Raw genomic sequence first — 22,894 nt, forward strand, 5'->3', positions numbered from 1 at the left:
CCTAGAGCAAAGCCATTTGCTACCTCCAATGTAAACGAACAAGTGGTTGTAAAAGTTACACCATTTACGTAAATCGTTTTCCCATTGAAACCTCCGTATCTTTTTACGGCCTCGGTTCGTTTACAAGGAGAAATCAACTGGAAACAGGAAATTGGGGGTATAAAAAATGAGTGTTTATGTTCCTTATGTTGTCGAGCAAACCGCTCAAGGTGAAAGATCGTACGATATCTATTCCAGACTCTTAAAGGATCGTATTGTGTTTGTCGGGGCAGCCATCGATGATCATTTGGCTAACAGTATTATTGCTCAATTATTGTTCCTGGCGGCAGAAGATCCGGAAAAAGAAATTTACATGTATATCAACAGCCCGGGTGGCTCTACTTCCGCAGGATTTGCCATTTATGATACGATGCAGTACATCAAACCCGATGTGCACACGATATGTACGGGATTTGCTGCTTCGTTTGGCGCGATCCTTTTGCTGGCGGGCGCCAAAGGGAAACGTTCGGCGTTGCCGAACAGTGAAATCATGATCCATCAGCCGCACGGCGGCGCACAAGGTCAAGCTAGCGATATTGCGATCAGCGCAGAACGAATTTTATGGACTCGTGAAAAGGCAACCCGTATCACAGCTGAACGGACCGGGCAATCTTTTGAAAAAGTCGAAAAAGATATGGACCGGGATTTTTACATGTCCGCTCAAGAGGCACTGGAATATGGTGTTATTGATCAAGTGATAACTTCTTTGTAAAGATGCTCAAAACCTAATGATCTTCAAGAAACTTCAAGAAATAATACGAGGTGATATCATGTTAGCAAACTTACAAGGCAAGGAAGTAACTATTCATTTTATAGATGGGACAAATGTATGCGACGGGATATTGGATCAGATTGACGACAAGTTCGTTAAATACCTTACGCAATATCAGACGCTTGTTATTCCTATTACATCCATTCGCACCGTATCCATTGACATTAAGGAACGGCAACGCTATAGAGTTGGATTCGCCCCATGAACCTATTCTAGCATGGGTGGCAATTACATTGTACGGAGGCCCGATATTATGGAAATTTCACAGGGGGTAGAAATGCTTCAGCTAGATTTTCATGGGAATATGATTCACCCTATTCTTTTGTGGGATCAAGAAATGGCTGTTTTAATAGACACAGGACTCCCTGGGCAAATGGAAGATTTACGCGTGGCTATGGAAAAGGTAGGCGTGTCGTTTGACCAACTAAAAGCTGTGATTTTGACGCATCAAGATGTGGATCATATAGGAAGTCTTCCTGAGATTTTGCAGGAGTGTGGCAGTCATATTAAAGTCTATGCACACGAACTGGATAAGCCGTATATTCAGGGGGAGATCCCTCTTTTAAAAGATGGTCACCTTGTGAATCCCCCGAAGGGCAAAGTGGACGATACCTTAATAGATGGTCAGGAACTGCCGTTTTGCGGCAGGATTCGCGTCATCCATACGCCTGGGCATACTCCGGGTCATATCAGCCTTTATTTAAGGCAAAGTAAAACTCTTATTGCCGGGGATTCGATGTACAGTGTAAACGGGATTCTCGCGGGAATTCATGTCCCGACCACACCCGATATAAAAGTAGCTCATCTCTCATTAAAAAAGTATTTGGATCTCGACATTGCATCCGTAGTTTGTTATCACGGGGGATTAAGTAATGTACATGTGAATGATCAGATATTAGGACTTACCCAAGGATTATAAAGTTAAAGTTCCGGTAAGTTATCTTTGGTGAAACAATGTTGTGAACGAGAAGATTATTTAAAATAACACTTTGTTAATTCGTGATTGAACTTTAACAAAGTGTTATTTTGCATTTTACAAAATAGATCTTCATTGTTTATTCCTGCAATCCAACTAACTGAGATGAACGATAATTTTCATTAAGTTGCATTCTCTGAGCGTATGAGTCATTATTCCATCCTGGCTAAACCTTGCTAACTGCGAATTCGAGGAATATCCACCTTTGCGTCCCTCCCCGTTTGGCTTTTAGGGTATGATCTTAATTAAATCGCTAACCGATTATTTGCTCCGTCTCTGCTACGTCCCCTGCCTCAACCATATCATCCAGTTAGGCCTTCCGAATCGCCTGTTCCAGATCCTCCTACATATCCTCGGGAGCTTCAATGCCGATCGACAGCCAAATCAGGTCGGGGGTAATTCCTCCCTCTGGTCTGCCACTGCTTGTATCATGCAGGAGATGTTATAAGAATTAATGAAGTGTCTTTAGTGCCTCCGCCGTAAAAGGAATTAGCTCATCTGTCCGGCCGTCACGAATTTTGGCTACCCACTCAGGATCAACCAACAGGGAACGGCCTATGGCCACCAAATCAAACTCCTCACGTTCGAGCTTTTGGATTAATCCATCAATCCCAACATGATTTGCTCCCTTTCCTTCGGTGAAAACACTCATAAATTCACCGTCAAGGCCAACGGACCCAACCGTAATGGTCGGTTTACCTGTTAGTTTTTTGGTCCAGCCGGCAAGATTCAGCTCAGAGCCCTCGAATTCAGGCTCCCAGAAACGGCGAGTAGAACAGTGGAAAATATCCACGCCCGCATCAACCAGTTGCGCCAAGAACTGCTCCAGCAGTGCCGGCGTTTCAGCCAACTTCGCTGTATAATCGCTTCCTTTCCATTGTGATAAACGCAGTACAACTGGGAATTCTGGTCCAACGGCCTGACGGCAGGCCTTGATGACCTCCACTGCAAAGCGTGTGCGTGCAATTATATCACCGCCATAACGATCGGTACGTTGATTGGTTTTTTCCCAGAAGAATTGATCGATCAAAAATCCATGAGCACCATGCAGCTCAATACCATCGAACCCAAGTCGCTTGGCTTCCGCTGCTGCCTGTGCGAAGGCTTGGATGATCTCTGCAATTTCTGCTTCCGAATAATCGTTAACTTGGCCTCGTGCTCCCATATGCCAGAATTGCGGGATGATCTTTCCGCCTGCCTTATGTACCTCAGCCACCACATTTGCCCAACCGTTTAGTGCAGCTTCACCATAAAAGTGCGGAACATCGGCTTGATTGGACGCGTCCAGGTGATTGATCACCGTTCCTTCGGTCACAATAAGTCCCACACCATTCTCAGCTCTGCGGCGGTAGTAGGCAGCTGAATTTGCACCAGGCACACCGTCCGGAGAAAATTGACGGGTCATCGGTGCCATCACGATACGATTAGATAATTTCAAGTTGCCTAATTCAAAAGATTTAAACAAGGGTTCTACGGATTGAGTATGGTTCATAATTGCCTCCAAATTTGATATTTATTTAAAAAGCTTAAGAAGTATCACAGACCGTTCCTTTAATGTAATAAAAGTGATCTACTCTTCCCAGTGATGACGTATTATTGACTACAAAGTCAATAACTTGACAAAAAAAGATCAAGGCAAGATCATTGAAAAAGACACGCGTAAGATTGCCTTGATCTGTTCCCTGGACGCACCTGATTTCTCCTGAATTCGCGCGCCGAGAATAGCGTTGTTCAGATAAGATGCAAGCTCTTCGCTGGAAAAACGCGTCGTAATCAACTGCTGTTCCTGGCCACTGATGACGATTTTCTCCAGTATTTGTTCGGCTTCAGTGAACATCAACTCTATTTCGCGTGTGACCTGATCATCTTCTGTTCCGAATTCCAGAGCGGAATTTACCATCAGACAACCTCGGGAAGTGGCTTCTTCGTCCAGCAGAGAGTCGCGTAACGATTCCAGCTTGTTCACTGGAGACATTTCCTGCGCTTCCAACTTTTCAAGTATCTCTATATATTGTTCACGATAGTGTACTAACGCCTTCAGGAACAACGATCGCTTGTCGTTAAATACACCATACAAACTTTGCTTCTTAACCCCCGTAGTGCGAGTTAGATCCTCATAGGAGGTTGACTTGAATCCCTTGTTCCAGAATACTTCCATAGTCTGTTGCAACACACGATCAACATCAAATTCTCTTGGTCTGCTCATGGACTCACTTTATCACTTATTGACTATGCAGTCAATAATCTTTTATTGGTAAAATTATAAAAAAAGACGGTGAAGACGTTAATTCGCGGTTAGCTTTCCCCCTTTTGAACAAAGAAATACGAAAAAGAGCCGTGCGTCAACACGACCCATGATAATAGATAATGTATTCTTCTAATGATTTATCGGTCATAAAAACATCACTCCACGTGTGCTAACTTGTATATAGATCAGACTTTAACTGATTAAAAATATATTCTTGCATTTGATCTAAAAGAAGAATGATGTTAGCATCTTTGCCATTTTTCAAAACCCACTGAATAGACATCATTGAGTTAGCAGCATATAGTTCTGCTAAATACTCTAATGCGATCGAAGTTGAAGAATTCTGTTGCTTTAAATAATCTAAGCAAGTCCTAAACAAAATTTGTTCAAATTCCTTACGTAGATCTGCTGTTACTTCATGAACGGCTAACAATGTTGAAATTTCGAGCTTATTTTTAATCATTTTATCGGTTACAAGTTCTATGGCATTTGCCACCTTACCATCTTCGATGGGATCAAAACGCTGCTCAATTTCAACTTTAAAATCAGAAGCATACTGTTTAACTATTTTTTCTAGCAAGTCGTACTTATCCAAATAATGACTATAAAAGGTAGAACGTCCGATAAGAGATTGATCACAGATTTTTTTGATCGTAATTTCTTTAAAATGATTTTGTTGGAGTAATTCTATTAAAGCTCGCTCAATAGCTATTTTTGTTTTATAAATTCTGATATCTTCATTCATTCAACCACTTGCTCCTTATGTGTAAGTTTTCGAACACTTCATATATAACATGTAAGACATCTTACAGATTATGCGATACTAATTATTTTTTATGTAGTAACTATACTCTATAGTAAGCACATACCCAAATTGAAGGAGGAAAATATATGTTTACATCCTATGTCAATAATGAACAATTCAATCTTCAAATTAATCGTTTTATCAATGATTATTATCAAGAAGATGATCAATACGTACCTATTAGCCGACTCGCACAAATCCAACAAGAATTAATCAATGCTGCGTCCATTACACCAAAGTATTTACTAAAGAAACAGGTGGTAGCAGGTCACAGGGAGTTAGCATTTAATGAAATGAAGAAATTCATATAACAACTGTAAAAATATATTGTTCGTACGCAACATGCCCATCAAAATCGTAGTTCCATAGCTTCAATCGTTATTATCCAATCAAAGCAGATGTTTTTTCAACAACGTCCATTCGCTCTCATTAATGCCCGATCCTTTTCTTTTAATCGCGGACATGCGTAACAGTAACCAAATTCACGATCCAAGCAATAAGCCAGGCAACAAGCTGTTTTCACTAACATTTTTTGATCAGGGATATTTGGGTGTTCAATGAAATTTGGTTTAACATTAAACGGGTTATTACGGAGTCCGAACGCACTAGCATCGACATCGTGTGTGAGCAATTTGAAAAAAGAAATGATCCTGGTTCTACTTTCTTCATCAGACGCTTCGGCCAACTCTTCTTCCATTTGAGCATACAACGCATTAACGATTTGTCCCCATAATGGAATAGCGTTTATGGGGGCCAGTTGGGACAAAAGTTGGATTATAGGCGTTACCTGTTCCCTGTAAAAGGAATCAAGCGATTTCTTCTCCCCCTCATCCCAGTCCATTATCGAAATTTGGTTAAATCGCACTTCGTTGATTTTAAATGAAAAAAGCGGATAGCCGTCAACTACATATAATTGTACGGATAAATTAGATAATGATAAATCCAACAGCAACACGTTGCCTTGATACAGCATGTGCTGCATCGCACCGCATACCCCGGCGTACCAGCTAATAAAAAAAGCTGCTGCTGCTGAACGTTCTTTAGCTTTGATGAGCGTGCCGTATGTGTCGATTAAGTGATTCATATTTTCAACTTTTAATAGATCAAATGCAGGGATGGTAAGCACGGTTTTATCGAGCTCATTCAAAGTAAGGAAAAATTTTTCTTCCAAATGTTGAAAATCAACCGTGCCCATAGCATACACTCCCATTATTGTTCTCTATTTTTCAAAAGCATGAACGACATCGTTAATAGCATGAAGATCTGCCAATGGAGACATGCCAAGACTAAACCATTCCTTGCCTCCCATTATGTGAACCTGTTTTTTTTTCACGGCTGTCATGTTTTTCCATAAAGAGCTGTTCAGCATTTCCTCATATCTATTCCGAACTTCTTGACTGGAGTCATCATCTAACTGCAAAATGATATGGTCAGGATTATATTCCGGTATTTTTTCCAATGAAATGGATAGACTTAGCTCACCCTGTGGATATTCTTTAATCGGCTTTAGACCTAATGTCTTATGGATGAAGATTCCCCGATCACTATTTTCTCCGTAAATAACGATCTCCTTCGCCATAATCATCATGTACATGACTGTCTCGTCACCAACTAGAGAATGAAGTTTCTCCTTCGCTTCAGTTTCTTTCGTTTGCAAATCCTGAATGACCTTTTCAGCCTGTTCCACTTTGCCTAGAACCTTGCCAATATCCCGTAACTCATCACGCCAATCATCCCGCTGCGGTAAAAGCACCGTTGGTGCAATTTTGGAAAGCTGAGCATAATCCTTATCGGACCACCACGTAGGGGCAATAATTAAATCCGGCTTAGAGGCCAGAATAGCTTCAAAATTAGGAGTTTGGGCAATTCCCATCTTCAGTGTATCTTTAAACGGTTCCTTTAAATAGGATGGGAAATCCGGATGATAGTTTTGTACCGCAACAGGCGTAACGCCAAGTGCATATAACAACTCTGGGTAAACAACAGAGAGTCCAATGACCCTTTTGGGCTCCGTTGGAATACTAAGGTCCCCTTTTAAAGTTGAAATAACGTGCTGCTCAGCAGTGGCTCCTTTATTCGCTTTTTCAGAATTGCTAGCTGTGTTTCCTGCATTATTGGCTCCACAAGCAGTACTTACAATGACGAACAATACGATAATTAAACCTGCGATTATATGTCGTTGTTGCTTCATTCTTCGGTGGTCCTCCTGATCATTTGATTTATTTATGACAACCTCTAATTAAAATTGATTATCATTATCATATATTAGGAGTATAGATGAATTTATAATTTCGGAATATTGACGATAGCGACTTTTTTTCATGCACGATCCCGCCAAATCTTTAAAACTTCATCCAGCATAAGCTCATGAGTGAAAGCCGTATATTCTACCCAAGGATATGAGGGAAGGAAGTCCACCCGGCTGTTCCTGACAGCTTTCAAATCACTCCATAGCTTAGAATTCATGAGTGTTTGCCAACTTAATTGTGACTGAATGTCCTCGTCTACGATGAGCAATAAACGATCTGGATCAAAATTCGCTAGTTGGTCAGGCGTTATCTGCTGATTTTGACTCAAAAGATCGACACCTTGCACAGGCAGAACATGCAGATCATCGTAAAATACTGTGCCTAGGCTTCTACTGCCCAAAACATTGTAACGATCACCGGTGATTCTCAGAATGAGGAGACGATCATCCTTGAATACATGTTTCACTTGCTCTCTTACAAAAAGAGCCCTTCGATCATATTTTTCAAGCCAAGTCTCGGCTGCTACGGTCTTGTCCAGAAATTTCCCAATTAAGCGCAAATGCGTACGCCAATCGTTCTTCACCCAGGGTACAAAAAATGCAGGTGCAATTTTCCTCAGCATTTCCTGTTCCTCAGGAGATACCAGAGTGTCGATACCAACAATAAAATCGGGTTCAGCAAGTCGAATTTCTTCTCTCTTGATCCATTGATTTGAACTTAGAGGAAGCATGGCATCCATGTGATACTTTCGCTTGTAATAACCAGTCCATGGGTGATCGGCTGGTGCGGCGAAAGGATTAATTTGAAGCGCAATCAATTGTCCAATGTTGGGGAAATCGTAGGCGACTATTTTTTTTCTGCTGTTCTGCATAAATGCCGCTGGAGGCACGCCCGATACCTGTTTAAATTTGCGCCGAAAATAAGTATCGTCATGGTAACCTACATGTCGTGCAATATCTCGAAGACGATTTTGCCCACCCGACCTCATCAGCTGTTGTGCCTGCTCGATTCGGAACACTGCCAAATAGTCGATCGCGCTGCAGCCATACCTTTTTTTGAATAATCGCATAAAATGACGGGTACTCATTCCCCCCACCTTGGCCAAGTGATCGATTGTCAGTTCTTTCTGGTAATGCTGCTCTATATAGCCTTTGATATAGTCTAGGGCTGTTTCCGAATCGTTTCCTTGTTCAAGATGGGCATCTTGCAAGATGGTATGCAGCAGTTCTTGAAAGAGAATTTGCCCGCGAAATCGTTTTAAATGATCCTCATCCTGCAAGTATTGGTTAATGGTATCGCACAACGTATTAACAGAAACAGGCGACGTAACGATAACTTCCCCTTTAGCCGGAAACGGGCTGTTCTTCTTAATAATCTGCATCGAATGGGCTGAAGATACCTCATCGTCCATAACATCAAATCGAAGATAATAAAACCCTCGTTCATCAAAGGAGTGCGCGGCTGCTTCGATGAGTTCTCCTGGCGTACACACGTAAACGCTGCCCTGTCGAAGTTCGATGAATTGCCCATCAATCGTTAGCCAGCCTTGACCGCTTGCCGCAACAAGAATCATGTGGGATTCGATAAACTGAAGTCTTAGCTCCCAATCATTTGCTTGATTCTTGATATGCTCAATTTCTCGTAGCTTGAAACACATCCCTTCGAGGGGTGCATATTCTTTATGTTTAAAGTTCTTTTCTATCTCAACCAAGTAATCTCACCGCCCTCATACTAGCTAAAACATTTAACCTTGATACAAGTCAGACTTTAACTGATTAATAATATATTCTTGCATTTGATCTAAAAGAAAAATGATGTTCGCATCTTTGCCATTTTTCAAAACCCACTGAATAGACATCAAGCATACTGTTTAACTATTTTTTCTAGCAAGTCGTACTTATCTAAATAATGACTATAAAAGGTAGAACGTCCGATAAGAGATTGATCACAGATTTTTTTGATCGTAATATCTTTAAAATGATGTTGTTGGAGTAATTTTATTAAAGCTCGCTCAATAGCTATTTTTGTTTTATAAATTCTGATATCTTCATTCATTTAACCACTTGCTCCTTATGTGTAAGTTTTCGAACACTTTATATATACCGTGTAAGATATCCTACAGATTATGCGATACTAATTATTTTTTATGTAGTAACTATACTCTATAGTAAGCACATACCCAAATTGAAGGAGGAAAATACATGTTTAAATCCTATGTCAATAACGAACAGTTCAATCTTCAAATTAATCGTTTTATCAATGATTATTATCAAGAAGATGATCGAGCACAAGCTGACTTGGAAAAGATGATTCCGAAATTAAAAGACACCCATAGCTGGTATGAAGCTTGGCTCAATTTTGCAAAGAAACGCGAAGACAGCAAGGACTATGACTTAGCCTGAGTCTACTATCAAGCTGCAGAATTTTATCTTGCAACCACAGACCCCAATAAAGAAAAAATGTATCGAAAATATAGAGAAATGTTCTATAAAGGCTTTCATGATTTTGATTATGAATCCTACAAGATTCCCTATGAAGACTCGTATCTTCCTGCTGTAAAATTATTGACACCTGGAGCTACGAAGACATTACTTGTCTTTGGTGGGTATGATTCTTACATGGAAGAGATGCTTAAAATGATGAGATTTATGAAGGGAATTGATTACAATATTATTGTATTCGATGGCCCTGGCCAAGGAACTGCTTTAAAAAACGGCCTAAAATTCATTCATAACTGGGAAAAGCCCATATCAACGGTGATTGATTATTTCAAATTAGATCGTGTTAGTCTCGTAGGTGCTTCTTGGGGAGGATATTTAGCAATGCGTGCGGCAGCCTTCGAAAAGAGAATCGATAAAGTAGTTGCTTTTAACATTTTCTATTGTGGTTTAGATGCCTTAAAAATGGGCATGCCAGAAGAGACTTACCAGAGCATAGTGCAGCTAGTCGATCGTAATGAAGTAGATCAAGTGAATTCATTATTCGAACAGATGATGACTCACAATATTGATTTGCATTGGAAAATTACCAAAGGGATGGAAAACACCGGTGTAGCAACGCCTTTTGAACTCATTAAAAATTTCGAAAAGCACACGATGCAAGGCATTGGAGCATTCATAAATCAAGATGTTCTTTTATTAGCTGGAGAAGATGATCAATACGTACCTATTAGCCGACTCGCACAAATCCAACAAGAATTAATCAATGCTGCGTCCATTACAACCAAAGTATTTACTAAAGAAACGGGTGGTGAGCAACACTGCCAAGCAGGCCACAGGGAGTTAGCATTTAATGAAATGAAGAAGTTCCTATAACAAAGAGATATAAATACTATAATTTCTCGCATAAAAAATTCAGAGTATGGTTAATGCGGATATTTAGTAAATATTTAAAAGAATTATGTATAACGAATGGTTTCCCCAAAAGGGGAAACCGCCTTTTTTACGTCTCATTTTGATCTGCATATTTAATAAGAATTTTATCCCCTATGATTTTTTTTATTTCTGGGTAAGTTAAATGATCTAGTCCTTTGTTTGTTCCTACAATAATTATACCTTCATCATCAGATCCGCTAAATTAGCGGCTTTTTTGTTTTAAAAGTGCTGGCGCGTCAGTCCTTTTTTTATAAAACATCAACGTGGTTTCCATATATCGCAAAACCGAGAATGGATGGTATAATGAAGGATGATTTAAAGGAATCTGTAGTGTAGTGAAGGGATGATTCATATTGATAAATCACGATAATCTTGAAGAGTATCGAGACCCGATTAATTATGATCTTGAATTTGGCGGTGAGACTAATAAATACAATTTCTATCTTGATATGGCTAGATTGAACCCAGGCGAGGTTCTGGAACTTGCATGTGGTACAGGATTGACAACCATTCATTTATCAAAATCGGGGATACATATAACAGGTGTTGATATTTCTTCATCGATGCTTGAATATGCGCGGGTTAAAGCTCAAGGTTTACCTGTGGATTTTATTGAAGCTGATGCTCGTACATTCGATTCCGAAAAGCGTTTTTCCATGATTTATTTGACAGGAAATGCATTCCAGGCATTTTTGAGCGATGAGGATCAACGAGCCTTACTCGAAACCGTCTACAAGCACCTAGAATCAAATGGGATATTTGTTTTTGAAACACGAAACCCCTTGGGAACCGATTTATCCAACCAAGAGGAAAGCATCTGGGGAAATTTTATCGATAAAGATGGAATTAAAGTCAAGATATCTGGGACACAGTCGTATGATTCAAGTAACCAGATCATGCACTGGGTCACGTTCCGTGATTGGGGATCGGAGAAAACAATTTCTCGAATTGCATGTCGCTTTACTGATAATGACACGCTTCAGCGTTTATTAACGAGCCGCGGCTTTTGTATCGAAAATCAATATTCGGACTGGGATAAAACACCGTTCACCCCTTTATCTCCTTCCATCATTACTGTTTGTCGAAAACATGGAGCCTAAAACGAATAATCCCGGAATGTTCATCCCAAGTGTTTGACGACCGCGCGTAAGATATCCATGCCATTCGCATGTTTTTGAAGGAATAACAGGCTATTCCAGTGATTCCCGGAAAGAAAAATCGCCGAGTCACCCTAAAATATGATCAGGACGTTTACAAAAAAAACGTTATTTGGTGGAATGCTTCTTTAATAAAGTAAAGAATTTATCGTCGTCTGGCGACTCACTATGATAAATTGGCGTGTACATTCAAGTCTTTTTTTGCCTTGGCAACCATTATGGTTTGGCTTGCCTGAGTTTGAAGACACGCCCTAATTCATAAAAAATTCAATTGTTTTCTGCCAAGAATCTGATTGACCAAAAGAATTTCCTTTTAAAGTACCACCACAAGTAAAAACACCTCTCACCCATTTTTAAACTAGTCGTTATGAACGATCAGCCCGGTCACGCCTTTTGCCTTGCAAAAGCTTTGGCAAGTCCTTATCGCAGAAAGATACCACCAGCGTTCGCCCACTCGATATTGCGTAATATCCGTTACCCATTTTTGGTTAGGCTTTTACTCTACACACTCAGCAGCTAAGTAGTTTCTCCTAGAGCGACGTTTTCGGCGAATTTTGGACTTGACTAAACTTTCAAAATGAATTGAATACAAACGCTCTACAGCTTGAATAAGTATTCTATTCATTTGGTTCACCTCCATTAGATATGAAAAAAACTTATTTCTCCTCATAGTTCGAGATGAAATAAGTTTTGAATTAAGTGCATTCATTCAAACGAACAGGAGGCATTACCATTCGATTTCTTCAAATAAACGGAAAACCATCTTTTTTTCAAATTCATCTAATATCTTAAACCCAGTTATCTCATCTTCTTTTTCTCCAAGTTTTATCATAGTAGCTATTGCTAAGTCTCCTACTTTATAATGACCTATCATCTTATCTTGAGGTTCCCTTTTTGAAGACAATTCACTTAACTTTTTTATAATTTCCTCTGTACGGAGGCCTTCTTTTCCGATATGTGTCAATGCATGATATAAAACTATGGGGTTCTTTTCTTCCAGCAAATTTTCTAACTCTTGTATTGAACATTTTCCTTCTTCTATTTTTTTTACTATATTCATTTTGTTCCTCCTGAATTATTTTTATTTCAAGTGACTGGTCAGTAATCTTCTTTCTTGAATATAATTTTCAAACAGCATATTTGCAATATCATTACGTCCCATATCTTCGGCAATTTTTATTTCTCTCATATATGCATTTAATTCCATCTTCACACGATTTATTGTTTGAAAATGGTAACTCATTCCTGGAAATCCTTGTTTTGAATCATCTAGATAATGAGTATACTCATGAATTAACGCTCCTATAGAAGCATCTTCATCTATTATTAGTTGGCCAGGCCCTCCCTTGCTAGGAGAATATGCCATTGTGTTACCTTTATATATTACTTCTACTCCCTCTGAATGTAACTCATCAATAATTTTATTCCATTCTTGTGGATGTGACTCTCTTCCAGATCCAATAACTTCTTTTAAAGGATCATCAGGATTCTTTCTGAATATATCATCAATATCTGTATTTAGCCCTCTTACAAAAGCAGGGTGCTGTTCGCTTTCTTTTAAAATATTTGTACTTTTAGCACCTTCATACTTAACAGATCCCTCCAAAATATTTCTTGGGCTTAATCAGCGCTTTAGTTGTCGTAGAACCTATCATCAAACCAGCTGTACCAATCAAATTTGCCATATGTTCTTTTGACCATGCATTTGTGGGATTAAATGCTCCCTGAATCATGCCCGATACTCCAAATGTACCGAAATTGAGCATGTCATTCCATGAATCGTTTTGTTTAGCTGCCCGTTCCATGTACCCTTGATACATTCCCTTCGGAATGCCGTACGACATATAATCTAGGAAGCTCCAGACTGAATCAAATTTTTTCTCATATCGTTCTGAATTAGCTGCTACAAAATCCTGCCCAAGCTCCGTTAAGCTATCCGCCGATTTCTGAAGCGCATTTCGTGTATCTGCAACAGGAACTGCGCAAGTATTCGGTGGAGGTGGCAAGCAACCTGGGTCTAGATTCCCATCCTCCATCATATCTGCTAATCTAAACTTATTTGCATGCTGCCGTAGTTCTCTAGCAATCGAATCTGTTAGTGTAACAAAGTCAGCCATATTCTTCTGAGATGTTTGGAATCTATAATAGAATTGCTCCTTTGTTATCCCCTCCCAAAATCGTTCCATAAACGAAATTTGCTGCGATAACTGACTATTCATTTGCATCGCCGTTTGCTGCGCAAGCTCAAATTTCTTAGAGACAGTTATAAGTTGTTCAGGTGTCACTTTAATTGTTGTCATAATTTACCTCGGTTGAGTTCATTAAGACATAATAACATTATTCAAATTTATGGAAAACCATCTTTATTACTAATTGTTATATGAATTAGAAGACTTAATCCCTATGACCTCTGACTTATATTTATTAAATTCAGCTCCCCCTTCATTATAAATAAGTACCTTTTTAATGCCTCATCTTCTTCTGAATAATCGTGAAAATATATCTTATTTCAGTTATATGATCATAAGATTAACAGCCATCTCATATTAAATAAGCCGGTACGCTATAGCGTCCGGCCCTTGCCTTTTAACTCTATTCTGTATAAGTTTTCTTTCCCTTTACTTTACAAAGGTATACCTTAGTTTCGATAATTTTTCCCATCAAATATTTCTAACATCATCAAAACTCCCGTTTTGTACCCAGAAATATAATCCGAGGCAGATAATATAGAAATTAGGACATCATTTAAATCAGATAGTTCTTCAATTAACTTATAATCTTGTTCTGGCAATCTTGCTTTTAGAGTTTCCATAGAAGCGGATATTTTCTGATGGGTTAGTTCAAGTTCAGGGTTCTTCGGTTTGATTCGTTCACTTGGATACCATTTGCCGTAATATAAATCCTCCAAGATACTCATTTCATCTTCTCCTTCTTGATACAGACTTTGCGTAAATTTCGGATCCGTAGATGCGTTTTGTTCCCCAAAAATAAGAATATCCTATTGGAAATATCAATATTGAATTTTAGCGAATATTTCACTAGGAATAATTGAAGGACTATTGGCAAATTTCCACCAAACAAACACAGACTATTTATTAAATAGAACAAACCAAAAGAAGCCCTACCCCTTAGGATAGAGTTCCTAAAATCATCAAGCCATCTCACATATGAGCATTTTCCGCTACAAAATTGTCTGATCCTATTGTTCGATCGGCATCTTCCGTTCAAGAAACATTTCATCTTGATATCCAATGGGTAGTACATTAATTAATCTAACTCATAGCCTAACGACTTAATCTGCAATGAAACGGTTAAAAGAGCCAATCTAATTCATCTAAAGTAGGCTTTAAAGAATAAGGAACCTCCATAAATGGAGATCCCTTTTTTTAATAAAATAACATAAATATTTAAAATTTCTCACTTATTAAGCAATTTTTTTGTTACCCAGGTTATAGCTGCATTATTGACATCTTCACCCTGGCCACCGTGGGGAGCTTTAGAGTTAGACATAAAAATATTTTCTACTCCTGCATGGTTAAGAGTATCTCTAAGTCTCAAACTTTGTTGAATAGATACTAAACTGTCACTTCCTCCATGTGCAATAAACATGGGTGGATCATCTGAAGATACATAATTTATAGGACTTGCCAATTCTGCCAACTTTACTTTTTCCCAATAAGGAGAATTGGTTTGTTTTTTATCCCGAATATCTCTCAGGACTGCCACACCTTGTCCTTCTTTATCAAATCCAAGAAGTTTGGCTTCAGCTGCTCGTGGAGAGTCATGTGTTTCGGCTGCCTCCTCAGGAGATTGCAGGGTTGGGTCCATCTCAGGGCCCATGGTAAACATATCTGTTGGACCGTAAAAATCAACTGCAGCCATTACTTTGCTTGAATACTCAAGATTGCCCCCAACATCACCTTCAAGCTCTTTTATATCACTAGTAACAGCGAGTTCGGTAGCCAGATGTCCACCTGCAGAATTTCCTGCTACTGCAATTTTTTCTGGATCAATACCGTATTCCTTGGCATGTGCACGCAGATATCTGATACTGCCCTTAACATCATAAATGGGAGCCGGAAAAATAGCTTCGCCACTTAGCCGATAATCTATGGAAACGAAAGCAATTTTATCTTCTAATACTTTTTTGAAAACTTGATATGCTGAATCTGTAGCCACTTGATCTGTAGCTCTACCTGTCATTTGTGCTGGTCGATTTGGTGGCGCGGCTGTTTCCTTCTTTGCATCTTTAGGCGCATCATCGCCCTGATAGTCCCCTATAGCCCATCCTCCACCATGAATATATACCAAGACAGGAGTTGCTTCGGTTACACCCTCCGGCTTAAAGATGTTCATTTTTAACTCTTTTTTCTTTCCATCGTCATTAGTTACGGTTGCATACACCACATCTTTATAGGTAGGAGCCATACTAATCACATCTGTAGGAGGACTTTCAGCAGCTACGAAACTTTCCTTTTGTGTGGCAAAAGCCAATGTTGCTAAAAGTACGAAGGATACCATTCTTAGTTTTTTATTCATACTCTCTCTCCTCACTTTTTTTCATTCTCGCATTCTATCAGGTTATCTAAAGTTCTTATTAAGAAACTTTGATACAATGCTATTTCTTCCTCGCTAAATCCCTTGTAAAAAATCTCTCCGACTTCATCAATAATCTTTTTGTTCAATTCCACTAATTTTTCATTTCTGTTCACTACTTTAACTATTGTTTTCCGTTTGTCTGTTTGGCAAGGCATAAAACTGATATGTCCTGCTTTTTCCAACTTAGCTAATATACTCGTTAAAGTTGACTTTTGAAGATTGGTAACCCTTGAGATTTCATGTATAGGTATTTCGTCTTTCGTCCAAAGATAAAACAAAATCCTTGCTTGAGTTGCTGTTAAAGTATCAACCTCAGATTCCCTGTGTTTTCTTGAAACTATTCTAGCCAGCAATGCATCTATGGATGCTGATAAAAAAACAGATCTTCCTTTTATAATTCCCATGTGCACCTCCATTTTCTCAAAAAAAGTACCATATCGTACTAATATTATAGTTCGATATGGTACTATTTTCAACCTGTATTTTTTGAATGTTTGCATTCATTATCTCTTGCGATCTGTAGATCACCCCAATTAATAGTAGTAAGTACGGCTCAACAGACATTAGGCATTCACTACAGCGAGGAAAATGTTTTATTGGGATGCATGGATGTTTAACCAGCAGGAAAGTTTGATTTACCGTGATGGGTCTTCTTTGTTTTCTAATCTACATCTTTAAAATTTGAACAGAGATCTCAATTAAATACTCTTCATAACCTCTAACTGAAAGATCATCTAACAAAACATCCTCATAAAAAAATCCCTGTAATTCTATGCTCTTATCTTTAGCATAACTTATTATTCGATCATAAGTGTCACATACGCTTGAGTATCCCTCTGTATGGTATGCGATTAAATATGTTCCTTTTTCTCGCTTGAAATTTGAATAATTTGATTTTTTACTAACTCTAGTAAAAAGATAATCATAATTGAATGTTTCATTTGTTAAGACTCTTTTAGTATCTCTCATCCAGCCTACTGTATGGGAAGCATCAATACTATAAATATTCAAGTACTTTTCGTGTTTTATCATAGAATCGTAAATGCTTTTATCATTTGTGTAAGGATCAGCCTCTGTTACTACCAAAAACTCCTCCTTTTTTTCCTCAATAATAATATCAGTTGTAACGATCTCAGTTGCTGCTTGGGTAATTCGTTTCTTCTCTGATATTATATTTTTCATTTTTTGCAGTTGTTTATTTTTTGAATTCAGCATTGCCTCTTCTTTCTCAAGTAGGACAATGAGCTCCTGAGGTGACCTTTTATTTAAATACTCTTTTATCTCTTTTAATGGCATTTCTAATTCTTTAAGTATTGAAATCACTTTAAAAACATCGATTTGATTAATTGAATAATATCTATACCCATTTTCAGCTTTAAATTCAGGAGAAAGAATTCCAAGTCGATCATAGTGAAATAAAGTATCCTTGCTAATACCCATCACTTTTGCAAATTGTCCTGACGTTAAATGAGTTTGAACATTATTCTCCATGAAATCCCTCCTTGACTATGGTGTTACACCACACTTTATTATAACCAAGTAATCTTCATATAGCAGTAGACCATAAGGAGTATCTAATCGAAAGTAATACCTAAATAATTAATCTTGGGAGGATATAAGGAATGAAAGTTCTAGTTACAGGAGCAACAGGAAGTGTGGGGAGTCATATTGTTGAACAACTAGTTGCAAAAGATATAGAAGTAAAGGCATTGTCAAGGAAGGAAAGCAACTTACCTAAAGGAGCACAAGTAGTTCTAGGGGATCTTGATATTCCCGAAACTATAAAAGCACATCTCCATACTATAGATAGCTTGTTTCTGATCACTCAGAGTGAACAATCGGACGAAAAATTTATAAAAAACAAAAGAATTATTCAGATGGCAAAACAAGCTAATGTTGCAAGAATTGTAGCCCTGTTAGATTTTGAAGGGAACCCAATTGAGGACGTTATTAAAAATAGCGGAATGGAATGGACTTTACTAAAGCCAGTGGAATTTATGAAAAATGCACTTTACAGTGGTTGGACAGAATCAATCCAAAAAGAAGGGATTATTCGTACGGCTTTCCCTGATAGTTTAAGCGCTAGAATTCATGAAGCTGATATCGCTGATGTCGCAGTAAAGGCACTAACAGAAGAAGGCCATGATAAGCGGACATATGATTTGACAGGACCAGAAGCATTGTCTCCAAGAAGTATGGTTAAACAAATTTCTGTAGTTATAGATAAATACATTGATCTTGTTGAAATTACAGAAGAACAAGTACAACAAGATTGGAAAAGCAAAGGCTATGACAATGAATTTATTGAATACTTTATTATAGGGATTGGGAAAAACCCTCCTAAAGGAGCCTATACCGTTCTACCGACAGTAGAACAAGTTACAGGCAAGCCAGCCAGAACATTTACTCAATGGGTTAATGAAAACAAGCATTATTTTGTATAACCCCTTATGTACTTTTACTAATTACCTAACGGAAAACGCTAGTTGAACCTAACACTAGTTGAACGAGGAATGGCAAAGAGTAAAACGATACTACATTATACTGATGATCCAAGTAATAGAAACAGCGGCAGCCATGGACGGAAAAATAAAGTCCTAGACTGCCGCTGTTTTATTGAACTCAGTAAACCGCACCTGTAATTTCGTTAGCCAGATTTTTTTAATGTTCATAAGGGATAATCGGATCTTCAGTACCGTGAATCACCAGCCTTACCTCCATAAAGTACTTTCAGTTCCTCTTCCTTCATCGTAAAAGTATGTTTTTCTTCAGGAAACCGTTTATTCTTCACATCAGCAGTATAAGCTTGAATGGACTCCAAAATAAACGGATTCAGCGAATGGTATTGTTTCACAAACTTAGGAACCCGTTCAACACCATAGCCTAAAATATCATGATATACGAGAACCTGGGCATCCACATCCAATCCAGCACCAATTCCAATCACCGGAATTGAAAGGGCTTTGGTTACTTCTTCTGCAAGTTGTCTTGGAACACATTCCAAAAGAAGAGCAAATGCTCCAGCCGCTTCACATTTCTTAGCATCTTCCAGCAATTTTTTAGCGGCTAATGCATCTTTTCCCTGCACCTTATATCCGCCTAAAACTCCAACAGTTTGCGGAGTCAGTCCCAGGTGGGAGCAGACAGGAATTCCTGCTCTTGTCAGGGCGGCGATATGTTCGACGACTTCATCGGCACCTTCCAGCTTCACCGCATGGGCACCGGCATCTTGAACTAATTCCCCAGCATTGATTAATGTATCTCTAACAGACAAATGATAGGTTAAAAACGGCATATCCGTAATGATAAATGTATCCTTCGCTCCTCGTTTAACAGCTTTCGTGTGGTGAATCATGTCTTCGATTGTAACTGGAATTGTTGAATCGTAACCCAGAACCACCATTCCAAGCGAATCACCAACCAATATGACGTCAACGCCCCCTTGTTCTGCAAGCTTTGCAGAAGGATAGTCATAGGCTGTTAACATGACAATCTTTTCATTGTTTTGCTTCATTTTCAACAAATCTGTAGTTTGTTTCAACGTATACCCTCCTCCTCAATTTAAATGTGACATATATTCAAATGCTGTTGTTCCATATACACTTTTAAAGTGTTTATTTAAATGGGTTAAATCAACAAAACCACATTCTGCTACTGCTGAATAAATATCTCTATTTTTTTCTATTAACTGCTTTGCACGTTCGATCTTGCAGTTAAGAAAGTATTGGTATGGTGAAATTCCAGTATGAGCATTGAATAATCGGATAAACTGAAATTTCGATAAATTAAGCTCTTTACATATCTCGTCAAGTTTAAGTACATGTTCTAAGTTGGTATGAATCATATCCTTCGCTATTCGAATTAAAACGTTCTCTTTCTTATTGTCTGTAGAAAGATTGGTTTGAAAAAGGCTATCCGTCAAGGATAAAAGTAATTCGCTACACAAAGCCTCATCTTTTTCGCTTAAGATAGCCTTAGAAAGACTTAATATTTTTTGTTCAAGGCCATAGTCATACACAATTGGCGTTGAAAACCGTACGATATCCTTGTGCTCAATAATCTCTAAAAGCAATTGTGGCTCAATATATAGCATGACATAATCAAGCCCCACCTTATTATGTGCCATTCCGTCATGCGCCTGTTCTGGATTAAAAAGCATCACACCATTTTGATAGGATAACTGTAAGCTGCCATCCAAGGTATACTCTTGAATTCCACGCAATGTTACGCCTATTGCATACTCCATGTGAGAGTGCTTCTTATACTTAAATTCAGAAAGACTTGCTGATAGCGCAGTAATACCTGCTGATTTCTTATAGATAAATTTGTCCAATTCAATCACCCCTAACAAGCTTACCTACATCCATATCATTATGGCCGCATAGGCTAAAAACAAGGCCATCATTATATTAACAGTCTTTTTATGCTTCTGTAAAAACTCCTTGAAGATTGCACCGAAAAGAACCCATGTCACAAATGCTAAAAAACCAATAAGCGTTATAGCGACAATACTTATCGTCACCGCAGGTATTGCGATATAGTGGGGCATAATAAAACTAGGAATTACAGTCATTGTAAATAGTACTACCTTTGGATTTAGAAACTGCATAAGAAAGCCTGACATAAAGGTAGCTGATTGATTGACGGTTGGATTGGATGTATCCATTTTGTAAACTTGATAGGCGAGATAGAACATATAACAGCTTCCGATTATCTGCATAACAATTAAAATTTTCGGTATGATCGTTATAAGCATCGTATTCAAAATAGCAGAAATAACAAGTAATAAACCAAAAGCTAGAGTTGCTCCATACGTATATTTCATTGCTTTTTTTGCCCCAAAATTATGGACTGTAGATAGTATAACGATATTAGTTGGACCTGGTGTAAAAGTGGCAATAAAACAGTAAATTAAAACAGATGTAATATTCATGAGGAAAACTCCTTTAACGTATTCTCATGAAATAATACATCTTAAGATAAATGGCATATAGTATATTATTGCAGGTATTGTACCCTTCGTAGTCCCCCTTCTTCTACGCTGTTTGCTATATCAAAATTTCCCTTATCCAAGAGTTGCATTGTCAGTTCCTTGTTGTCCGTTGCTGTCTTCAAAAATTACTTAGCCCGAATCCTCTACCGTTAAAGATGTTTTTAACCTTACCGACAACAAACATAATCATGGATTATTGTGGTATTATTTCGGATTATTGTTAATACTACGTATCTGAGGAGGGTGAAAATGAAGTTACATACCAAATTTTCAAGACAATTATGCCAGAATATCGATCTCATTTGTGACTTCATGGGAAACAGTTCGGATTTTATTGTTCGTGAGATCACGACTGGCCATAAACACGCCGCTCTTTTTTATTTGGATGGAATGACTGACATGCAAAAGGTACAGGACAACGTGATCCGTCCGTTGCATGATCGTGTTTCCTCTGACGAGATCACTTTACCGTTATTGAAAAACGCAATTTTGGACATTGGTGAAGCAAGCTTTACTCAAAACTTTGAAGATGCCTTGGAACAGATCCTCTCAGGTGGTCTTCTCCTACTACTGAACGATACGGATGAAGGATTGGTCATTTCTTTGCCTGGATGGGAAGAACGCAGCATTACGGACTCGAAGACGCAGCCTGTGGTCAGAGGTCCGCAAGAGTCGTTTACAGAAACTTTACGTACGAATACGACTATGGTTCGTCGAAGGGTGAAGGATACAAGAGTACGTCTAACTACCATAAAAGTTGGCGAAAAAACCAAGACCGATATATCGGTCATGTATTTACATGAGGTGGCTGACCTAAAAAAGGTGCAGGACATGATATCCAGGTTAAAGGACATGCATGTAGAAGGTGTGCTTGAAAGCGAATATTTGGAAGAATGTCTCCAAGAAGATAAACAACTCACGATATTTCCGCTCTTTTATAATTCTGATCGCCCAGACTCTATTGCAGCAGGAATTATGGAGGGGAAAATTGCGATATTTGTGGATGGATCTCCCTTCGCCATCCTTGCACCTGCGGTGTTTGTAGATTTCCTTCAATCCGCAGAAGATTATTATCAATCCTTTATTTACAGTAGTATCATTCGAATATTAAGGTATATCTGCCTGGCAATCTGTATGTTGGCTCCCTCCATTTATGTCGCATTAACGACATTCCATCAGGATATGATTCCAACAGTTTTGTTATTAAGCTTATCCGCGCAACGTGAAGGAGTTCCGTTTCCAGCATTTATTGAGGCGATGATCATGGAAGTGGTTTTTGAAATTCTGAGGGAGGCAGGTCTTCGTATGCCACGGACGGTCGGTCAAGCCGTTTCTATTGTCGGGTCAATAGTAATTGGCCAAGCAGCTGTAGAAGCAAACATCGTTTCGGCTGTTATGGTCATTGTTGTTGCAATAACTGCCATTTCGAGCTTTGTCATTCCCTCGTACACCTTTGCCATTCCTATCCGTATATTACGTTTCGCTTTCATAGGAATAGCCGCTATGTTTGGTGTGTACGGATTGACTGTTGGTATCCTCATGCTCTTTGTGCATCTGAATGGGCTTCATTCATTCGGTGTACCGTATTTGAGCCCCTTTGCCAATTACAAATCGTCGGAGCAGAAGGACGCAATATTGCGTTTTCCATATAGAACTAAAAAAAAACATCGCAAAAACTAAAG

General features: G+C 38.7%; 24 protein-coding genes and 1 pseudogene. 8 read left to right on the forward strand and 17 right to left on the reverse strand.

Annotated features, from left to right (window positions below; genetic code table 11):
• Positions 1-166 precede the first annotated feature (166 nt).
• From clpP to NLX82_RS24025, 3 genes are read left to right on the forward strand one after another with little or no spacing between them, the layout of a single operon-like run.
• Positions 167-751, forward strand: a complete 585-nt coding sequence (gene clpP, locus NLX82_RS24015; RefSeq protein WP_028541344.1) for an ATP-dependent Clp endopeptidase proteolytic subunit ClpP — start codon at positions 167-169, stop codon at positions 749-751.
• Positions 752-809: 58 nt separating this feature from the next.
• Complete coding sequence (locus tag NLX82_RS24020; RefSeq protein WP_028541345.1) at positions 810-1,016, forward strand: hypothetical protein; 207 nt, start codon at positions 810-812, stop codon at positions 1,014-1,016.
• A gap of 48 nt (positions 1,017-1,064) precedes the next feature.
• Complete coding sequence (locus NLX82_RS24025) at positions 1,065-1,730, forward strand: MBL fold metallo-hydrolase (RefSeq protein WP_028541346.1); 666 nt, start codon at positions 1,065-1,067, stop codon at positions 1,728-1,730.
• Between the two features lie 508 nt (positions 1,731-2,238).
• Here NLX82_RS24025 and NLX82_RS24030 read toward each other — a convergent pair.
• The 3 genes from NLX82_RS24030 to NLX82_RS24040 form a co-directional block, all read right to left on the reverse strand.
• Positions 2,239-3,279: an NADH:flavin oxidoreductase gene (locus NLX82_RS24030; RefSeq protein ID WP_179086222.1), complete on the reverse strand. Its 1,041-nt coding sequence runs from the start codon at positions 3,277-3,279 to the stop codon at positions 2,239-2,241.
• Positions 3,280-3,417: 138 nt separating this feature from the next.
• Positions 3,418-3,993, reverse strand: coding sequence for a TetR/AcrR family transcriptional regulator (locus NLX82_RS24035; protein ID WP_076295931.1), 576 nt, complete (start codon positions 3,991-3,993; stop codon positions 3,418-3,420).
• Positions 3,994-4,204: 211 nt separating this feature from the next.
• Positions 4,205-4,780, reverse strand: coding sequence for a TetR/AcrR family transcriptional regulator (locus tag NLX82_RS24040; protein WP_028541347.1), 576 nt, complete (start codon positions 4,778-4,780; stop codon positions 4,205-4,207).
• Between the two features lie 146 nt (positions 4,781-4,926).
• Here NLX82_RS24040 and NLX82_RS24045 point away from each other — a divergent pair, with 146 nt between their 5' ends.
• Positions 4,927-5,151, forward strand: a complete 225-nt coding sequence (locus NLX82_RS24045; RefSeq protein ID WP_483312066.1) for a hypothetical protein — start codon at positions 4,927-4,929, stop codon at positions 5,149-5,151.
• Between the two features lie 95 nt (positions 5,152-5,246).
• Here NLX82_RS24045 and NLX82_RS24050 read toward each other — a convergent pair whose 3' ends face one another.
• From NLX82_RS24050 to NLX82_RS24065, 4 genes are all read right to left on the reverse strand, one after another.
• Entirely contained in the window at positions 5,247-6,035 is a 789-nt protein-coding gene (locus NLX82_RS24050; protein ID WP_028541349.1) for a hypothetical protein, read from the reverse strand.
• 24 nt (positions 6,036-6,059) lie between these two features.
• Positions 6,060-7,031, reverse strand: a complete 972-nt coding sequence (locus NLX82_RS24055) for an ABC transporter substrate-binding protein (protein WP_254349164.1) — start codon at positions 7,029-7,031, stop codon at positions 6,060-6,062.
• Positions 7,032-7,159: 128 nt separating this feature from the next.
• Positions 7,160-8,800: a helix-turn-helix domain-containing protein gene (locus NLX82_RS24060; protein WP_254349165.1), complete on the reverse strand. Its 1,641-nt coding sequence runs from the start codon at positions 8,798-8,800 to the stop codon at positions 7,160-7,162.
• 146 nt (positions 8,801-8,946) lie between these two features.
• Positions 8,947-9,144 carry a TetR/AcrR family transcriptional regulator gene (locus NLX82_RS24065; protein ID WP_028541351.1) on the reverse strand — a complete coding sequence of 66 codons (198 nt, stop codon included), beginning with the start codon at positions 9,142-9,144 and terminating at the stop codon, positions 8,947-8,949.
• Between the two features lie 146 nt (positions 9,145-9,290).
• Between NLX82_RS24065 and NLX82_RS24070 the strand changes: the two are divergent.
• Positions 9,291-10,403 (forward strand): annotated as a pseudogene (locus NLX82_RS24070) (alpha/beta fold hydrolase).
• A gap of 413 nt (positions 10,404-10,816) precedes the next feature.
• A complete protein-coding gene (locus tag NLX82_RS24075; protein ID WP_023988515.1) occupies positions 10,817-11,563 on the forward strand; it encodes a class I SAM-dependent DNA methyltransferase in 747 nt (248 codons plus the stop codon).
• A gap of 784 nt (positions 11,564-12,347) precedes the next feature.
• Here the strand turns inward: NLX82_RS24075 and NLX82_RS24080 are convergent.
• The 7 genes from NLX82_RS24080 to NLX82_RS24110 all read right to left on the reverse strand — a co-directional run bounded on the left by NLX82_RS24080 (position 12,348) and on the right by NLX82_RS24110 (position 17,710).
• Positions 12,348-12,680, reverse strand: coding sequence for a hypothetical protein (locus NLX82_RS24080; RefSeq protein WP_049828402.1), 333 nt, complete (start codon positions 12,678-12,680; stop codon positions 12,348-12,350).
• A gap of 21 nt (positions 12,681-12,701) precedes the next feature.
• Positions 12,702-13,226, reverse strand: a complete 525-nt coding sequence (locus NLX82_RS24085; protein WP_254349166.1) for a hypothetical protein — start codon at positions 13,224-13,226, stop codon at positions 12,702-12,704.
• Entirely contained in the window at positions 13,210-13,920 is a 711-nt protein-coding gene (locus tag NLX82_RS24090) for a WXG100 family type VII secretion target (RefSeq protein WP_069080128.1), read from the reverse strand. The genes NLX82_RS24085 and NLX82_RS24090 overlap by 17 nt, the downstream gene beginning before the upstream one ends.
• 338 nt (positions 13,921-14,258) lie before the next feature.
• The gene (locus tag NLX82_RS24095) at positions 14,259-14,537 is read right to left on the reverse strand and encodes a DUF6809 family protein (RefSeq protein WP_023988514.1); all 279 of its coding nucleotides are present in this window, start codon (positions 14,535-14,537) and stop codon (positions 14,259-14,261) included.
• 500 nt (positions 14,538-15,037) lie between these two features.
• Positions 15,038-16,159 (reverse strand): alpha/beta hydrolase, encoded by a 1,122-nt coding sequence (locus NLX82_RS24100; RefSeq protein WP_023988513.1) that lies wholly within the window; start codon positions 16,157-16,159, stop codon positions 15,038-15,040.
• Between the two features lie 11 nt (positions 16,160-16,170).
• A complete protein-coding gene (locus NLX82_RS24105; RefSeq protein ID WP_028541357.1) occupies positions 16,171-16,623 on the reverse strand; it encodes a MarR family winged helix-turn-helix transcriptional regulator in 453 nt (150 codons plus the stop codon).
• 262 nt (positions 16,624-16,885) lie between these two features.
• Positions 16,886-17,710 carry a MerR family transcriptional regulator gene (locus tag NLX82_RS24110; RefSeq protein ID WP_254349167.1) on the reverse strand — a complete coding sequence of 275 codons (825 nt, stop codon included), beginning with the start codon at positions 17,708-17,710 and terminating at the stop codon, positions 16,886-16,888.
• A gap of 131 nt (positions 17,711-17,841) precedes the next feature.
• On the opposite strand from NLX82_RS24110, the gene NLX82_RS24115 reads away from it, so the two are divergent.
• Positions 17,842-18,663 carry an NAD(P)H-binding protein gene (locus tag NLX82_RS24115; protein ID WP_069080126.1) on the forward strand — a complete coding sequence of 274 codons (822 nt, stop codon included), beginning with the start codon at positions 17,842-17,844 and terminating at the stop codon, positions 18,661-18,663.
• 245 nt (positions 18,664-18,908) lie between these two features.
• Here NLX82_RS24115 and panB read toward each other — a convergent pair whose 3' ends face one another.
• Genes panB through NLX82_RS24130 form a run of 3 tightly spaced genes read right to left on the reverse strand, consistent with a single transcriptional unit; the run spans position 18,909 to position 21,152 of the window.
• Positions 18,909-19,760, reverse strand: a complete 852-nt coding sequence (panB, locus tag NLX82_RS24120; RefSeq protein WP_023988508.1) for a 3-methyl-2-oxobutanoate hydroxymethyltransferase — start codon at positions 19,758-19,760, stop codon at positions 18,909-18,911.
• 15 nt (positions 19,761-19,775) lie between these two features.
• On the reverse strand, positions 19,776-20,552 hold the full coding sequence (locus tag NLX82_RS24125; RefSeq protein ID WP_068938736.1) for an AraC family transcriptional regulator: 777 nt from the start codon (positions 20,550-20,552) through the stop codon (positions 19,776-19,778).
• A gap of 24 nt (positions 20,553-20,576) precedes the next feature.
• Positions 20,577-21,152: a LysE family translocator gene (locus tag NLX82_RS24130; protein WP_023988506.1), complete on the reverse strand. Its 576-nt coding sequence runs from the start codon at positions 21,150-21,152 to the stop codon at positions 20,577-20,579.
• Between the two features lie 309 nt (positions 21,153-21,461).
• Between NLX82_RS24130 and NLX82_RS24135 the strand changes: the two genes are divergently transcribed.
• On the forward strand, positions 21,462-22,892 hold the full coding sequence (locus NLX82_RS24135; RefSeq protein WP_069080125.1) for a spore germination protein: 1,431 nt from the start codon (positions 21,462-21,464) through the stop codon (positions 22,890-22,892).
• The last annotated feature ends 2 nt before the right edge of the window (positions 22,893-22,894 follow it).

This window comes from Paenibacillus sp. A3M_27_13 (assembly GCF_024213315.1).
Lineage (GTDB): Bacteria > Bacillota > Bacilli > Paenibacillales > Paenibacillaceae > Paenibacillus > Paenibacillus polymyxa_B.

Excerpts from the sequence above, each read along its gene's own strand:
- clpP (WP_028541344.1), top strand. The coding sequence starts at position 167 with ATGAGTGTTTATGTTCCTTATGTTGTCGAGCAAACCGCTCAAGGTGAA.
- NLX82_RS24020 (WP_028541345.1), top strand. The coding sequence starts at position 810 with ATGTTAGCAAACTTACAAGGCAAGGAAGTAACTATTCATTTTATAGAT.
- NLX82_RS24025 (WP_028541346.1), top strand. The coding sequence starts at position 1,065 with ATGGAAATTTCACAGGGGGTAGAAATGCTTCAGCTAGATTTTCATGGG.
- NLX82_RS24030 (WP_179086222.1), bottom strand. The coding sequence starts at position 3,279 with ATGAACCATACTCAATCCGTAGAACCCTTGTTTAAATCTTTTGAATTA.
- NLX82_RS24035 (WP_076295931.1), bottom strand. The coding sequence starts at position 3,993 with ATGAGCAGACCAAGAGAATTTGATGTTGATCGTGTGTTGCAACAGACT.
- NLX82_RS24040 (WP_028541347.1), bottom strand. The coding sequence starts at position 4,780 with ATGAATGAAGATATCAGAATTTATAAAACAAAAATAGCTATTGAGCGA.
- NLX82_RS24045 (WP_483312066.1), top strand. The coding sequence starts at position 4,927 with ATGTTTACATCCTATGTCAATAATGAACAATTCAATCTTCAAATTAAT.
- NLX82_RS24050 (WP_028541349.1), bottom strand. The coding sequence starts at position 6,035 with ATGGGCACGGTTGATTTTCAACATTTGGAAGAAAAATTTTTCCTTACT.
- NLX82_RS24055 (WP_254349164.1), bottom strand. The coding sequence starts at position 7,031 with ATGAAGCAACAACGACATATAATCGCAGGTTTAATTATCGTATTGTTC.
- NLX82_RS24065 (WP_028541351.1), bottom strand. The coding sequence starts at position 9,144 with ATGAATGAAGATATCAGAATTTATAAAACAAAAATAGCTATTGAGCGA.
- NLX82_RS24080 (WP_049828402.1), bottom strand. The coding sequence starts at position 12,680 with ATGAATATAGTAAAAAAAATAGAAGAAGGAAAATGTTCAATACAAGAG.
- NLX82_RS24090 (WP_069080128.1), bottom strand. The coding sequence starts at position 13,920 with ATGACAACAATTAAAGTGACACCTGAACAACTTATAACTGTCTCTAAG.
- NLX82_RS24095 (WP_023988514.1), bottom strand. The coding sequence starts at position 14,537 with ATGAGTATCTTGGAGGATTTATATTACGGCAAATGGTATCCAAGTGAA.
- NLX82_RS24100 (WP_023988513.1), bottom strand. The coding sequence starts at position 16,159 with ATGAATAAAAAACTAAGAATGGTATCCTTCGTACTTTTAGCAACATTG.
- NLX82_RS24105 (WP_028541357.1), bottom strand. The coding sequence starts at position 16,623 with ATGGGAATTATAAAAGGAAGATCTGTTTTTTTATCAGCATCCATAGAT.
- NLX82_RS24110 (WP_254349167.1), bottom strand. The coding sequence starts at position 17,710 with ATGGAGAATAATGTTCAAACTCATTTAACGTCAGGACAATTTGCAAAA.
- NLX82_RS24115 (WP_069080126.1), top strand. The coding sequence starts at position 17,842 with ATGAAAGTTCTAGTTACAGGAGCAACAGGAAGTGTGGGGAGTCATATT.
- NLX82_RS24130 (WP_023988506.1), bottom strand. The coding sequence starts at position 21,152 with ATGAATATTACATCTGTTTTAATTTACTGTTTTATTGCCACTTTTACA.
- NLX82_RS24135 (WP_069080125.1), top strand. The coding sequence starts at position 21,462 with ATGAAGTTACATACCAAATTTTCAAGACAATTATGCCAGAATATCGAT.